Here is a 15,925-nt window from a genome sequence, read left to right on the forward strand (position 1 = left end):
TACAAAAAAGTGCCTATAAAATAGCTGGAGGATAGAGGATGGAAAATAAAAAATATAATATATCTGTTGAAGCCACTTTAGAAGTAATCGGGGGCAAATGGAAGTGTGTAATATTATGCCACTTAACCCATGGCAAAAAAAGAACGAGTGAACTAAAACGATTAATGCCGAATATTACCCAAAAAATGCTAACACAACAATTAAGAGAATTAGAAGAAGATGGCGTAATCAACCGAATCATCTATCAACAAATTCCACCAAAAGTAGAATATGAACTTAGTGATTACGGGAAAAGCTTAGAGCATATATTAAACGCTCTTTGCCTTTGGGGAGATACACATATAACCAAAATTTACGGAGATAAAAGCTTAGTTTTAGAAGATAGTGTGTTAAATCAATAGCCTCTTACACAAAAGGCTGGGACATAACAAAATAGAAGATTTATAAAGGCGAACAATCCCTAAATTACTATTAAATAACCGTTGTGCTATCATATACTTGGTTATTTGTGTTTTTAAATATAGTTAAGTGTAAGAACTAGTTCGTTCCATTGCGCTACAGACACACGATGCGCCGGGAGGCCACTGAAAAAGTATGTTTAATCTAAATTCAACTAGGATTTTGAGCTTTGAAAGCGAAAATATGTTGGTTTGGAGAGGTGACCGCTCGACTCCTATGGGAGCTGCGAGAAAGCCCGAGACCCCGCAGTGCAGCGAGGAGGCTTGGCGCTCGCCCCAGTGAGTCATGCGGTCACCTCGGAAAACAATTAAAGAGGTTACTTTCAATCATCAATAGCTAACAGTATTTCAGTTGCCTCTGCGTCGGGGAGGAAGCTGAGCCTCCTGCACTGCTGGGTCTCAGCCTTTCCTCTATTTCCCGCAGGAGTCGAGTGTCCTCCGCTCCATTCCACTTCGTTTTTAAAGATTGTTTTTCTAAAAAATGTTTATTAATAGAAAAAATTAATTATTTGGAACAACTGAGCAGCCTGAATACACGTAGACTGTGAGATTAGCGAGACAGCTGAGACCCTGCAGGCCAAGGGCAGGCTGCGGGTAATAACAACAGACTTTACTGAAACCTTCTTTCCAAAACTAAAAACACGAACAATTATACCGTGATTTTTGTATGATTGTTCGTGTTTATCACTAGCTGGATTACTTATGTCCCAGCCTCATTTTATTTATATAATTTTTTTAATGAACGATATATCTTATCGCTGTTTGCAGCTGTATATCATTTTCATCCTTCTGTTTTTCTAGCCTTACTGATTCTTCCATCTTGGCTGCAGTTTTTTGATCAATCACACCTGTAACCTCTAATGCATTTTTTTCTTGAAATGCTCGGACAGCCACTTCTGTTTGCGGGCTAAAATAGCCATCCTGTCTATCAGTTGTGAACCCTAAGCTTGTCAGAATTTCTTGTGCATATTGGACTTGTTCATCATTATCTTCCATCTTTAACGAATCTACAATCTGAAGAGGATGTGTATGATACAAGTCTGTTTGCTTTACTTCAATCGTAGGCTTTATTCCTTGTTTATGAATCCAATTCCCATCAGGGGTTAGCCATTTAGAAACAGTTAATTTAATTTCGCTTCCATCATCCATATCAATTGGCTGCTGGACTGTCCCTTTTCCGAATGAATTCTCGCCAATTAGCGGATAATCTGCTCCCTCTTTCAATGCAGCAGCTAAAATTTCTGATGCAGAAGCACTTCCATTATCAATTAACACGACAACTGGATATGCTTTTTCCTTCGATAAATCGGAATAAAACTGTTCACGATTACCATTTCGATTCTCTATTTGTACATATGGTTTACTGTCTGTTAAAAATTGCTCCACTATTGCGTTCACGCTAGTAAGTAATCCACCTGGGTTACCGCGGACATCCAAGATAAGGCCAGATATTCCTTTTTTCTCTAAACTACTCAGCGCTTTGTCAAACTCACTTGCGGTATCTTTAGAGAAAGACGTAACTTCGATGTAGCCTATCTTTTCTCCACCATCTTTTTTGATATCTGAATAAACAGTAATTTGGGGAACTTCATCTCGAACAATCTTTACCTTTAGCGGCTTATCTACTGTTGTTCGTTTAATCTCTAGTTCTACCTTTGTCCCTTTTTCGCCTCGAATCTTGCCGATAACATCATTTAAATCCTTTCCTTCGACGGTTTCGCCATCCACGGAAATAATTTGATCCTGCGGTTTGATGCCTGCTTTCTCTGCTGGAGAACCTTTTATCGGCGATACAATAATCATTTTATCGTCTTCTATACTGATTTCTGCGCCTATTCCTTCAAATGACGAACCTAACGCTTGTTCAAATTGCTTGGCAGCCTCTTGGTCCATATAGACAGAATATGGATCCTCTAAAGTAGCCAGCATCCCTCTAATCGCTCCGTCTTCCAATTTCTGCTTGTCTACATTTTCCACATAATTTTGAAGGATTAACTGATAGGCTTTATCTAATTTATAAAGAGAATTTGTCTCCATTGTATGACCAATTGCATGCTTCTCCTGTCTTTTTTCTAAAACGGTTATTCCCATATATGTCATTCCTGACCCCGCTATTAAGGAGCCTGCTATGTAAACAGCCAGCCATTTTCGATTCATTTCATCCGTCCCTTCTATCGCACACGATGTGTTTTATCCTGTTTCTATGTATATGATAAGCTCGGACAACTTATGAATGAATCTACCTTTTATCCATTGGACACGAACCTAATACAGGCAAATGCATAGTATATAAAGGATTTTATGAGGAGGGGAAAGAATGTTTTATCATATTAAAGAACTAGCTTACCAAGCAAAACCCGAAAGGCCAGATCCTGTATTCGCTAAAAAAATACAGGAACTCATCGGTGGACAATTCGGGGAAATGTCGGTAATGAATCAATACTTATTTCAAGCTTGGGGTACTAGAAAACATGATAAATATCGTGATTTATTATTAGATACTGGAACAGAGGAAATTGGACATATTGAATTACTGGCAACAATGGTTGCAAGATTACTAGATGATGCACCCGTTACGGAACTAGAAACAGCAGCAGCAAGCAATCCGGCAATGGCTGCTATTATTGGTGGTATGAACCCACAGCATGCTATTGTCTCAGGACTTGGAGCAATGCCAAAGGATAGTATGGGGGTTCCTTGGAATGCAGGATATGTCGCAGCAAGCGGCAATTTACTAGCTGATATGCGTGCTAATTTAAATGCGGAATCACAGGGGCGACTTCAAGCAGTACGCTTATATGAACAAACTGACGATAGAGGAATTAAGGATATGCTGTCGTTTTTAATCGCACGTGACACGATGCATCAAAACCAATGGCTTGCTGCTATTTATGAACTAGAACAACAAGAAGGTGTTGTTGTACCAAGCACTTTCCCTAAGCATTTAGAAAAAACAGATGTATCCTATCTTTTCCTTAATCATTCGATGGGAGACGAAAGCAGCAAAGGAAGATGGGCATCTGGACCGAGCATGGACGGCATGGGAACTTTCCAATATGTAAAAGATGTTCCTCCATTTGGTCCTGCTCCAAAATTAAAACCAGCCCCTCCAGCTGAGCATGATACTCCCCCAAATGTTAAATAAGTTTTATTTTATAGAAAAACGGTGCAAAGGTAAAAGACCTCGTGCACCGTTTTCATTCACTATAATCCTTTTACCCGCAATACCCGCATTGCATTTAGAACTGCTAATACTGTAACACCTACATCTGAGAAAACAGCTTCCCACATTGTCGCAATTCCAAAGGCTCCTAGCAGTAAAAAGATGGCTTTTATTCCTAAAGCAAAAATAATATTCTGCCAGACAATTCGTCTTGTTCGCTTTGCAATAGATAGAGCTGTCGCTATTTTTGAAGGCTCATCTGTCATAATCACTATGTCAGCTGCTTCAATCGCTGCATCTGCTCCTAATCCGCCCATCGCCATTCCGACATCAGCTCTGGCTAGAACAGGCGTATCATTAATCCCGTCTCCAACAAATAGAATTTTATCTTTTGGCTGTTTTTGTTCATCAAGTTTCTCGATTTCCTCTACTTTATGCTGTGGCAATAGATCTGCATGTACTTCATCTAATTGCAGAAGAGCACCAATCTTATCGCCAACCTTTTTTGCATCACCTGTTAACATTACGGTTTTCTTAATACCTTGTTCTTTTAAAAGCTGAATCGCTTTCTTTGCATCGTCTTTTATTTGATCTGAAATAACGATAGAACCGATAAATTCTTGATTTACTGCTACATAAATAACCGTGCCAATCTCTTCGTTTTGTACGTATTCTATGTTTTCTTTTACCATCAATTTTTTATTTCCCGCTAAAACATTTCTACCATCAAGCTTCACACTAATTCCATGACCAGATATTTCCTGATACTCCTTAATACGTTCTTCTAATATTTTCCCAGGAAATGCCTTTCTGATGGAGTCCGCAATAGGATGATTAGAATGTACTTCTGCATAAGCAGCATATTCAAGAACTTCCTCTTCTGAAAATCCAGGAGCTGCATGGATGGAATTCACTTCAAATACGCCTTTGGTCAACGTACCTGTTTTATCAAAAACAACATATTTAACAGCATTTAAAGCTTCTAAATAATTACTTCCTTTGACCAATATCCCTTTTTTCGAGGCTGCACCTATCCCACCAAAGAAGCCTAACGGAATGGAAACTACAAGGGCACAAGGGCAAGAAATAACAAGGAACACAAGAGCACGATATAGCCAGTCTGAAAATGTTGCACCACTTATTATTAGTGGTGGTAAGATAGCTAATAAAGCCGCGGTAATTACTACTACAGGTGTATAGTATCTTGCAAATTTGGTAATAAAATTTTCGGTAGGAGCTTTTTTGCTGCTAGCATTTTGGACAAGCTCTAATATTTTCGTTACTGTGGATTCTCCAAAATCCTTTGTTACTTCTATTGTTAATACTCCATTATTATTAATGAATCCAGAGAGTACTTCATTGCCAATTTTGATATCACGAGGCATGGATTCTCCAGTTAATGCTGATGTATCAACAGAGGAACTTCCTTCTATTACCCGCCCATCTAGAGGAATTTTTTCTCCAGGTTTTACGAAAATAATATCTCCTATTTTCACTTGCTCAGGACTTATTTTTTTAAATTGATCACCATCCTTTACATTTGCATAGTCAGGGCGAATATCCATTAAACTTGTAATTGATTTTCTAGAACGATTCACTGCTATCCCTTGAAATAGCTCCCCTATTTGATAGAAGAGCATAACTGCTACTCCCTCAGGGTATTCTTGAATCGCAAATGCTCCTAATGTGGCGATCGCCATAAGAAAGTGCTCATCAAATACTTGCCCGCGTAAAATATTTTTTATGGCTCGGTATAAAATGTCTCCACCGACGATTAAATATGCCAGAAAGAAAAGGGAAAATTCCGCCACTCCAGTCAAAGGAGCAAAAAATCCACCTACTGCAACAATCGTTCCAGCTACTAATCTACCAATTAATTTCTTTGTATTTTCCGCTCCATGTTCATGTGTATGGCTATGTGTTTCATGATCATGTTCTTCATGATGAGCATGTGCATGATTATGTGGGACCGAGACTGTAATTTTATTTCCTTTTTCCACCATTCTCACATGTGGTTCTAGTCTTGTAATTGTTTTTTCTGCTTTTGCTAAAATACTGTCTCGTTCTGTTTCATTTAACTGTAAACTTAACGTTTGCGTGGCGAAATTAACATTACATTCACTAACTCCATTAATGGAGGCAATTCCATTTTCAATTTTCATAGCACAATTAGCACAATCCAAGCCTTCCAATGTAAATTCTTTTTTTAGTAGCTGCTTCTCTTCACTCATCTTATCCCTTCTTTCACTTCATTCATCTATTAATCAATGAATTATTTACTCGTTTCAATATATGAGCAATTATTCATATATTCATATTCTTATTATATGAATAATGTAATAAAAGTGTCAATCCCTATTCTGATTTTTATGTAAAAAAGAAGAGGCTGGGACAAAAATAAATAACTATCTTTAAAGACGAACAATCTCCAATTTTGCTCTTAAATAAAGCTACTTTCTCATGTTGGTTGTCTATGTTTTAAATATAGTCACGTGTAAAAACTAAGTCGTTCCATTGCGCTACAGACGCTCGATGCGCCGGGGAGGAAGCTGAGCCTCCTGATATGAATGAAACTGTCAAGGTTCCCACTACACCATTCGTTTTTAGGTATTTTAAGGCAACTTTAAGTAAAGAAGCTAATTTTCGAGCTTCTTTTTTTGTATGGGTTTTAGCCAAATTTGGCTAAATAGTCTCCTTCTTTAGCTTACCAACCTAACTTCCTAACTTAGAATTGCGGTCAAGTGCTTTCCTTGACGGTAATTCTAAGTTAGGAGACACTGCTAAAAGCTAAGGAAGGAATAATCCATTAACTGACACCTCCTATAAAGGTTATTTGAATAGATAGTAAGAACACGGCACGAAGGCAAAAATCTAATGACTGCGGTTTAGCATTCTGATATTCGTGGATTTACACATTTTATTTTTCCGTATAAAGGCCTAGCCACTAACTCGCGGCGTGCGTTCACCTATTTCGGCTAGCACAGAGGAGGCACGTGGATTATCCTTCCCGGTATTTTTTTTGCCTCCGAGCCCTGTTCTCAAGTATCTAGTATTTTTCTTCCCGTCCTACCTATCCGACTATATTTTTCAAAAACTAACCCTAACTAAAGTTCTATACTTCTTGTACTTCTTGTCCAATTGCCCAAATAAAACCTGCTAATTCTCTTGCTACCGCGACAATCGCTTTATTCTTTTCTTTTCCTTTAGAAACTAATCGAAAGTACTTTTTATGAAGACGGTTCTGCGCTTCCCAAGAAATAGAGTGAATCGTTGGCGGTAAGTGTTCTAAACGCTTTTTTAATTCTCCCCTGACTGCTGGTTGATACAAATAACTCCAGGCGGCTTCTATTAACAATCTGCGGACATGACGATTCCCTGTTTTCGTAATGGCCCCCTGCCGCCTTTTTTCCCCACTTGAGTATTCACTTGGAATTAAACCGACGTATCCCATCAGTCCTTTAGGAGTAGAAAAGCGTCTAAAAGAACCAATTTCTGCGGCAATACTGGTCGCGGTGACAAGGGCAATCCCTCGCAGCCCTTGTAAAGTTTGAACGATAGGCGCATGAACTCCTTCTTGGGCATGCATGTTCATTTCCATTTCATATCTTTTTACTCGTTGTTCTAATTCTTTCAATTGATGATAGTATTCTTGAAAGACTAATCGTAAAGTGGAACTTTCAAACTTCAACGTATTTAACCATTCACGATATTTTTTTGTCCATTTATTAACACCTTTAGGTGGGTGGATATCATTACGCAATAAAAACTTACTTAACCGATGCTTCGCTCTTAGCTCATCCTCCTTGGCATCTTCCCTTGCTCTTACTAAATCTCGAAGTGCTTCATCATCTGGAGTGGGAACATAAATCGAAGATAATTCATTTGCGCGATAGAGCTGGGCGAGACGAATGGAGTCTCTTCGATCTGTTTTAATTCGATCTCCAGGTCTTGTCGGAATTAAAGTAGGGGCAATCACTTCACAATGAACATGTAAGGAAGATAATAACCGATATAAAGGGTATCCAGTGGGACCTGCTTCATAACACATTCTAATAGTTTCAGGTTGTCCAAGTTTTTTTACTAGTTTTCTAATCGCTTCTGGTGTATGAGGAATGACCCCATAGTATCTTGGTTCTTCTCTTCCTTCCTCCGCAATTGCCACTGCAATTTTTTCTTTTGATACGTCTAAACCTACATATTTTGTGGTATTCTTCATAATATAACTAGCTCCTTCCGTAATGTAGCTCTGATTTGGTTTTTGTTTTGGTTCACTAAACAATATTCCCAAATTAACCTACGAATTTACGTGTAAGGGGCTAGTTTCGTTCATTATAACTCGCATGCGCTGCGGGGTCTAAAGCGTCCTCTATTTCCCGCAGGAGTCGAGCGTCCTCCGCTCCATTTCACTTCGTTTTTAAACCTTTTTCTAAAACAATAAAAACAAATATTATTCATGAGCATTAATTGTACAAAGGTTCGTGTATATTCGTTAGTTGAAAGGCTTATGTCCCAATCTCTTCTATTGTGATTCATTTTTTTCAACTATCCTTATTCCTTTTAAAGACTAATGGTTGAATTCATAAAAAATCACTTTAAACCACATTACATGCAAATTAATGATGTCTTGCATGGTCAATCATTTGCTTTAATACGTCCATTACGTGTTCATCATCACAAGAATAAATCATTGTTGTTCCTTCTCGCTTATATTTTACTAAGCGTAAGTTCTTTAAAAATCGAAGCTGATGAGAAACAGTGGATTGGAGCATGTTCAGACTTTCTGCAATTTCATTTACGGAATGCTGCTTTTTTGACAATAAATGAAGAATTTTTATCCTTGTAGGGTCAGAAAGTGCTTTAAACGTTTGAGAAACAATATACAGTGTTTCTTCATCCAACTCAAGTTTATTTTTATCGATTGGATCTATTGATTCCTTTTTATCATTCAATTCGCTCATCTATATTCTTACCCCTTTATTATTACAGACCTTTCCACCTATTATAGCATACAAATTATTGCTTTCTGTAGTAACTCGATTTCTCGATTTCCGCCACTCTTGACACAAAAAATAATGGCGCTCATTAAAAATGAACGCCATAACTCGGGTTTAGGAGAAAAAGGAGAGTCTTCCTGTGGAAGATGATACCTCTCATTTCATGTTTAATTCTCCATATTTCGGATAAACTATTACTATCATATTCTTTTACAATGGAACAATACCAACTGGATTAATAGCATTTGATTTTGCTTGATTCCATGGCCCTTTATGCAATTCAAAATGCAAATGCTGACCTGTAGAATCACCAGTATTACCCATTGTACCGATACGCTGTCCTTTTGAAACAGTATCACCAGCGTTTACAAGACGGCTACCCTTTCTCATATGAGCATAGACTGTTGTATATTCCTGTCCGTCAATGTAATGACTAATAAAAATAACTTGTCCATAACTATCTGAAGGATAAGAACTAAAGACAACACCATCTGCAGCTGCGTAAATAGGTACCGCACCAGTAGCTGCAATATCAACACCTGCATGGAAAGTACCCCAACGGTGTCCAAGTCCTGAAGATAAGTAGCCTGCTCCTGCTGGACGGGTGAAATTGCCAGATGATACAGAAGTAGATGGCTTAGATACACTTTCGGAAGAACTTCCGCTAGATGAGCCAGTTGAAGTTGCCGTATTCGAACTAGAAGATTTAGCACTTGATGCTTTTTGTGCAGCAGCTCTTTCAGCAGCAGCTTCTGCTTCTTTGCGTTGTTTTTCTGCTTCTGCTGCTTGTCTTGCTAATTCAGCTTGTCTTTCCTTTTCTAATTGTATCGCTTTTTCCATTGCTACTTGTTGATCTTTAAGCAGCTGTTCTTCCTCTTCTAAGGAAAGCATTTCTGCATGGACGTAATTTTCCTCTTCCTTCAATTGAGCCATTAATTTATCTTTTTCATTTTTCTCTGAATTCAATTGAGAATTTAACGATTCTAGGTCAGCGAGCATTGTTTCAAGGGAGCTTAATTTCGACTTTAGCTCTGCTTGTGATTGTTCCAATAACTTTTTATCCGCTTCTTGCTCTTTAATTATTGATTGATCCGCTTCTACAATTGTTGCAACAGCACCAACTCTATCAATAAAATCACTGAAGCTTTGTGACCCCATTAACACATCCAGGTAATTAACCATCCCACCAGTTTGCTGATAAGATCGCGCACGCTCCTTCAATAATTCATTTCGTTTTTCAATTCTTGCTGTCACTTCTTTAATCTGCTTCTCTAATTTTTTTACTTCTTCTTTTGTAGTAGAGATTTGTTCTTTTTTCTCGGTGATTTTCACTTGAGTACTTGAGATAGAAGTGTTTAATCTTTGAATCTCTAATTCTACTGAATCTTGCTCTGAATGAATATCACTTAATTTGCTACTAGAATCATTTAGTTTTGACTTTACGTCATTTTGCTTATTCTCAATATCACTTTTTGCCTTATTCAACTCATTAAGTGAAGTTTGAGCATATGCAGGTGATGTAGTAGTGGCTGTATAAGCTACGATACTGCTTATACTTAATGCAGATACAAGTGTTAATTTTGCTACTTTCTTTTTCATCTAGTAGAAGCTCCTTCCCCGTATACCAATAAGTAAACTTGGTAATTTTATTGCTTTCTCTCTTTTTTTTCCAAATGGAATAGCTTGAAGCACTATAATTCTCGTTCTCCAAGCTATTGACCATAAGACTAATTTTATTTATCGACGACTAACTTACACTTTTAAAAACTTGCGAATACTCATTACAGAACCCCAAATCCCAATTACTGCTCCCATCAGAAGAAGTAATCCACCAACTTGGTATACAAAAGGAGTAAAATCTAAAATTTTAATATAACTTCCTGCTAGCTTCGCAACTAAAAACTGATAGGCATAATAATAAATTGCGCTAACTGCTGCTATCGGAATGATGGCGCCGATTATTCCCAGCCACATACCTTCTAGAAAAAATGGCCAACGGATAAACCAGTTAGTTGCACCTACTAAACGCATGATTTCAATTTCTTTTCTTCTTGCTACAATCGTAATTTTAATCGTATTGGAAATAAGGAACATTGCTGTAAATAGCAATCCAATAATTAGTGCAATTCCCACATTTCTACTCAAATCAATTGCACTAAAAAGTTTTTCAACCGTTCCTTGTCCATACCTTACCTTCGCAGCATGTTCAAATTTCTCAATTTTATCTACTACAGTTAGTGTATCCTCTGGATCCTTAGTCTTTACAACAAAGACATCATTTAGTGGATTATCCTGTTCGAATAGTTTAAATGCATCTCCATCTTCCCCAAGACTACTAATTAAATTATCTAATTCTTCCCCTTTAGGAGAAAATGTAACACTACCCACTTCTGGTATTGCCTTTATTTCTTCTTCTAAGGCATTTCTTTCTTCCTCTGTTGCTGCTACATCAATATGGACTCTAATTTCAACATTTTCTTCAATGGAAGTCGCTACATGATTTAGATTCATCATAATAACGAAAAATACACCAACAAGAATCAAAGTAATAGTTACCGCACTAATAGAGGCAAATGTCATCCAACCGTTACGAAGAAGGCTTTTAAAACTTTCTCTTGTATGTCTAGCCACTGTTCTAGCCTTCATATCCGTATTCACCTCTCGTTTCATCACGTACAATTCTGCCGCCTTCAATGGCGATAACGCGATGCTTAATCGTATTTACGATTTCACGATTATGTGTTGCCATTACTATCGTTGTACCTCTATTATTTATTGTTTCAAAAATATTCATGATTTCCCATGACGTCTCAGGATCTAAATTACCTGTTGGCTCATCAGCAATCACTAATTTAGGGGAATTGACAATCGAACGCGCGAGCGATACACGTTGTTGCTCTCCTCCTGATAATTCTGTTGGAAGCATCTTTGCTTTATGCTTTAGTCCAACTAATTCTAATGTCTCCATGACTTTTTTCTTTATATATTTAGGGTTTTCTTCAATAACCTCTAATGCAAAGGCAACATTTTCAAAAACAGTTAACGTGGGAAGGAGCTTAAAATCCTGAAAGACAATTCCCATGTTTCTTCTTAATAAAGGAACCTTTTTGTCTCTTAATTTTTCTAAATTGATGCCGTTAATTCGAATACTTCCTTGTGTAGGCTTTTCTTCACGATACATCATCTTAATAAAGGTAGATTTACCTGCACCACTCGGTCCTACAACATAGACAAATTCTCCTTGATTAATCCTAACATTTATTCCATTAGCGGCTATTACACCGTTAGCATACTTCTTCATTACATTCTTCATTTCTATCATCTAATTATCACACCTGAATTATTTTTTGTATGGATTATGGAAAAAGCGAAGAAGTTACATTTAAGTTTGAAAACATAAACGAATCACAGAAGTGATATTTGGAAGTGATTTGGTTCATGAATAATTTATCCTCTGGCAATAAGTTTAATTTCCCCTAAACTATTCCTTCTATTTTCCATATGATTCAAAAACCAAAATTCGACAACTTTCAACCGACTAAAAGTGACAACTGTGATTATGCACAGCCTGTCCCTTAACCTACTTAAGCTATTATATCATCATAATCCGGCAAATTAACGTAAAAAATTATTACATTTTCTTTTCAAAAATAACATAAAGTACTATTGATTTCATTTACCCCCAACATTTTCTATTAATATAGTACTACAAATCGCCCTAATTCCCCTTTTTTTTCTTAATGTTTTACGATAAATAGTAGTATGTACCTAAAACTTAAAAATATTATTGGAATTATTTACATAATCAAAAGCTGTTTTGGTCAGACACAAAAAATTCACAAAATCTAATCGCTATCTATAAAGAAATTTCGACAAAGATTTTACAAAAAGCTCCTTATCTCTCAAAATAAAAAAGAGAATATCTGCTTTTAGTATTCATTCACTTAAAAATTAAATGAATCAACACTAAACAGATACTCTCCCTTTTATAAGCCTGCTTATTTAAAACCTCTGCCTAATACCTCTGAAGCGTCTGTTACAACAACAAATGCTGCTTCATCGATTGATTTTACTAGTTGCTTCAGCTTCATAAATTGCGATTGGTCTACCACACACATTAAAATTGGTCTTTCTGAATCTGTATATCCACCGTGAGCGGTTAGTCTAGTTACCCCACGATCAATTTTATTTAAGATTCCTTCCCTTACTTCATCTTGCTTATCTGTAATAATTAGCGCCATTTTCGAGCTGCCAAAGCCTACTTGGATAAGGTCAATTGTTTTGCTAGTTACAAATAATGCAATCAATGCATATAAACCTTGTTCTATACTAAACACGATAGAAGCTGTAATAACGATAACCCCGTCAATTAATGCCACACATTTTCCTAACGAAATACCCGTGTATTTGTTTATAATCTGTGCGGCTAAATCGGTGCCACCTGTAGATGCTTTTCCTCTAAATACAATTCCAATTCCAAGACCAATTCCAATCCCACCATAAAGAGCTGCTAATAATGGTTCATTTGTCCATGGTTCTAATCCTCTTGAGAGGTAAACAACAAATGGTAGAAATACAGTGCCTACCAACGTTTTTGCTCCAAAGTTTTTCCCTAATAATAGGACACCTAGAATAAATAACGGAATATTAAATGCCCATTGTACGTAAGCTGGTTCCCACTGAAACACAGACTTAGTAATTGTACTTATCCCACTTACTCCACCAGATGCAATATTATTAGGCAATAAAAACAAATTAAAGGATAAAGCGACAATTGCCGACCCTATTAGCACGTATATATATTCGCGCAGCTTCATTCTTTTACACTCCTATTCAGTTTCTGTCACATTCCTTTGACGTTCTTATTCGACAATCTTTTTTATTATGTAATAATCGCAAAGAGCGTACTCTAAAATATGACATCATTTTCATATTCAGCAAATTTTTTTATAGAAAAAACAAATGAAATAGAGGGATAGATTTTCATTCCCTCACATTTTTGACATTAATAAATAATTCCATAAAAAACGAACTGATTCTTCCCAAGCAGAGAGTATATCATCTTATATTTGAAGTGTAAATGGTGGCAAATTAGCGTGGTAAAGCGGTGAAACAGCAGGTTTAGACCTCGCTAAAAATTGCAAGGTCTTTATTGCTTATAAAATAAAAATCCAAAAGAGGATGGCAAGTCCGAAACGATAATAAGCAAAGGGAGCTAGTTTAATTTTATTAATCAGCTGTAAGAAAAAATTAATAGCTATTAATGCAACGATAAAGGCTGTGAAAAAGCCAGTCAAAAAAAGAGGAAGATCATCAGGAGATAAATAGTTCCAGCTTTCAATTAAGTCCTTTCCGGTTGCCGCTGCCATGATAGGAATCGCCATAATAAAAGTGAATTCTGATGCTGTTTTATGGCTCAGCCCAGCAAGCAAGCCTCCAGATAAAGTGGCTCCAGAGCGAGAAAATCCTGGAACTAACGCAAAGCATTGAAACATTCCTACTGCAAAAGCTTGTCTATAGGTAACCTGATCTAACGTTTCTGCTGTTGGCTTTTGTGGCTTCCATCGCTCTGCTGCAAGCATCAGCAGCCCTCCAATGATAAGGGTAACGACGACCGTTCCTGATCGAAAAAGAACTTCCTTTATGAAATCATAAAATAAGACGCCACCTATTCCAAAAGGCATCATTCCAATGGCAATATGAAATATGCTTAACGTTCCTATGTCCTCTTCTTTTTGCCATTTATTGATTCCGATAATGCTTAAAATTCGTCTCCAAAACACAAAAACGACCGCAAGAATACTTCCCAATTGAATGATAATTTCAAATGTCTTTGCTTTTTCGCCTGTAAATTCCAGCAAATGGGCTACTAAAATAAGATGTCCAGTTGAGGAAACTGGAGCAAACTCTGTTAATCCTTCTACTATTCCTAATATAATAGCAATGATAATTTCCATAAAATTCCTCCTTTTAGAAAAATTCTTGTTAGAAAAAATATGTTAATCAGCATATCATTCTTTTACTTAGTGAATTCATCCATTAGCCCCGTCCATTAAAACGCCTGTCCTTTTTAAATATATTATTTAATAGGGAATATAGACCGAACAATTTATCAAAATAAAAATAGCCACCACAAAGTGATGACTACATTTATTCATTAAGCATTATTAATTTTTGAACGAAGATAAGCATTAACAAAGATATCAAGGTCACCATCCATAACGGATTGTGTATTCCCTACCTCTGTATTGGTGCGATGATCCTTTACCATGGAATATGGATGGAAAACGTATGAGCGGATTTGGCTTCCCCAGCCGATTTCCTTTTGTTCTCCACGAATTTCTGCAAGCTTTTCTTCTTGTTCTTCAATTTTGCGTTGGTATAATTTCGCTTTTAACATCTTCATTGCTGTTTCTCTGTTTTTAATTTGTGAACGTTCTGTTTGACAGGAAACAACAACGCCAGTTGGTATATGTGTAATACGAACGGCAGAATCAGTGGTATTAATATGCTGTCCACCGGCTCCACTTGCACGATACGTATCAATTTTCAAGTCTTCTGTGCGCACTTCGATTTCGATTTCATCGTTAAACTCAGGCATTACATCACAAGAAACGAAACTTGTATGTCTACGGCCAGAAGAATCGAATGGGGAAATACGTACTAAACGATGAACCCCTTTTTCTGCTTTTAAGTATCCGTATGCGTTATGTCCTTTAATCGCTAGCGTTACACTCTTAATCCCAGCTTCGTCCCCTGGTAAATAGTCCAAGGTTTCCACTTTAAATCCTTTTTTCTCCGCATATCTAGTATACATACGTAGAAGCATGCTGCCCCAGTCCTGTGACTCTGTCCCACCTGCACCTGGATGAAGTTCCAGGATTGCATTGTTTTTATCATATGGTCCACTTAATAATAAATTTAATTCGAACTGGCTTAAACGATCGACTAATTCTGAAAGCTCTTCTTCTAACTCCGCGCGAAGCTCAGCATCATCTTCTTCTTTTACCAGTTCATATGTTAATTCAAGATTTTCAAATGTTTCCACTAATTTATAGAACTCATGAACCTGGTCCTTTAATGCATTGCTTTCTGAAATGACTGCTTGAGCTGCCTGCTGATCATTCCAAAAATCAGGATGAAGCATATCATCTTCTAATCCAGCAATACGAGCCTCTTTGTTTTCTAAGTCAAAGAGACCCCCTAAAGTTTTCTAGTGTTACATTTATCTTCTCTAACTCATTACGAATATCTGCTAATTCCATTAATGTCACCCTTTATATAAATTATAGTTCTAAGTAGTTTTCTAC

At 37.0% G+C, this 15,925-nt stretch carries 12 protein-coding genes; 2 read left to right on the forward strand and 10 right to left on the reverse strand.

Annotated features, from left to right (window positions below):
- The first annotated feature begins 38 nt into the window (after nucleotides 1-38).
- Nucleotides 39-401 carry a winged helix-turn-helix transcriptional regulator gene (locus AB3U99_RS19430; protein WP_400243308.1) on the forward strand — a complete coding sequence of 121 codons (363 nt, stop codon included), beginning with the start codon at nucleotides 39-41 and terminating at the stop codon, nucleotides 399-401.
- Nucleotides 402-1,193: 792 nt separating this feature from the next.
- Here AB3U99_RS19430 and AB3U99_RS19435 read toward each other — a convergent pair.
- The gene (locus tag AB3U99_RS19435) at nucleotides 1,194-2,615 is read right to left on the reverse strand and encodes a S41 family peptidase (protein WP_400243310.1); all 1,422 of its coding nucleotides are present in this window, start codon (nucleotides 2,613-2,615) and stop codon (nucleotides 1,194-1,196) included.
- A 160-nt stretch (nucleotides 2,616-2,775) separates the two neighbouring features.
- Between AB3U99_RS19435 and AB3U99_RS19440 the strand changes: the two genes are divergently transcribed.
- Nucleotides 2,776-3,603, forward strand: coding sequence for a manganese catalase family protein (locus AB3U99_RS19440; protein ID WP_400243311.1), 828 nt, complete (start codon nucleotides 2,776-2,778; stop codon nucleotides 3,601-3,603).
- A 59-nt stretch (nucleotides 3,604-3,662) separates the two neighbouring features.
- Here the strand turns inward: AB3U99_RS19440 and AB3U99_RS19445 are convergent, their stop codons facing one another.
- The 9 genes from AB3U99_RS19445 to prfB form a co-directional block, all read right to left on the reverse strand.
- Nucleotides 3,663-5,852, reverse strand: coding sequence for a heavy metal translocating P-type ATPase (locus AB3U99_RS19445; RefSeq protein WP_400243312.1), 2,190 nt, complete (start codon nucleotides 5,850-5,852; stop codon nucleotides 3,663-3,665).
- An 881-nt stretch (nucleotides 5,853-6,733) separates the two neighbouring features.
- Nucleotides 6,734-7,837, reverse strand: a complete 1,104-nt coding sequence (locus AB3U99_RS19450) for an IS110 family transposase (protein ID WP_400242826.1) — start codon at nucleotides 7,835-7,837, stop codon at nucleotides 6,734-6,736.
- Nucleotides 7,838-8,234: 397 nt separating this feature from the next.
- Nucleotides 8,235-8,579: an ArsR/SmtB family transcription factor gene (locus AB3U99_RS19455; RefSeq protein ID WP_400243313.1), complete on the reverse strand. Its 345-nt coding sequence runs from the start codon at nucleotides 8,577-8,579 to the stop codon at nucleotides 8,235-8,237.
- Between the two features lie 246 nt (nucleotides 8,580-8,825).
- Nucleotides 8,826-10,214, reverse strand: coding sequence for a murein hydrolase activator EnvC family protein (locus AB3U99_RS19460; RefSeq protein WP_400243315.1), 1,389 nt, complete (start codon nucleotides 10,212-10,214; stop codon nucleotides 8,826-8,828).
- Between the two features lie 153 nt (nucleotides 10,215-10,367).
- Nucleotides 10,368-11,261: a permease-like cell division protein FtsX gene (ftsX, locus tag AB3U99_RS19465; RefSeq protein WP_400243317.1), complete on the reverse strand. Its 894-nt coding sequence runs from the start codon at nucleotides 11,259-11,261 to the stop codon at nucleotides 10,368-10,370.
- A complete protein-coding gene (ftsE, locus tag AB3U99_RS19470) occupies nucleotides 11,251-11,937 on the reverse strand; it encodes a cell division ATP-binding protein FtsE (protein ID WP_400243318.1) in 687 nt (228 codons plus the stop codon). The genes ftsX and ftsE overlap by 11 nt, the downstream gene beginning before the upstream one ends.
- Nucleotides 11,938-12,613: 676 nt before the next feature.
- Nucleotides 12,614-13,432, reverse strand: coding sequence for a YitT family protein (locus AB3U99_RS19475; protein WP_400243320.1), 819 nt, complete (start codon nucleotides 13,430-13,432; stop codon nucleotides 12,614-12,616).
- Between the two features lie 339 nt (nucleotides 13,433-13,771).
- Entirely contained in the window at nucleotides 13,772-14,572 is an 801-nt protein-coding gene (gene bacA, locus AB3U99_RS19480) for an undecaprenyl-diphosphate phosphatase (RefSeq protein ID WP_400243321.1), read from the reverse strand.
- A 200-nt stretch (nucleotides 14,573-14,772) separates the two neighbouring features.
- Nucleotides 14,773-15,880 (reverse strand): peptide chain release factor 2 gene (gene prfB / locus AB3U99_RS19485; protein ID WP_400243322.1). Its coding sequence is split into 2 segments (ribosomal slippage): nucleotides 14,773-15,807 and nucleotides 15,809-15,880, totalling 1,107 coding nucleotides; the frame shifts between segments, so codons are not numbered across the junction.
- Between the last annotated feature and the right edge of the window lie 45 nt (nucleotides 15,881-15,925).

The organism is Niallia tiangongensis, from assembly GCF_044704065.1.
Classification (GTDB): domain Bacteria; phylum Bacillota; class Bacilli; order Bacillales; family Cytobacillaceae; genus Niallia; species Niallia tiangongensis.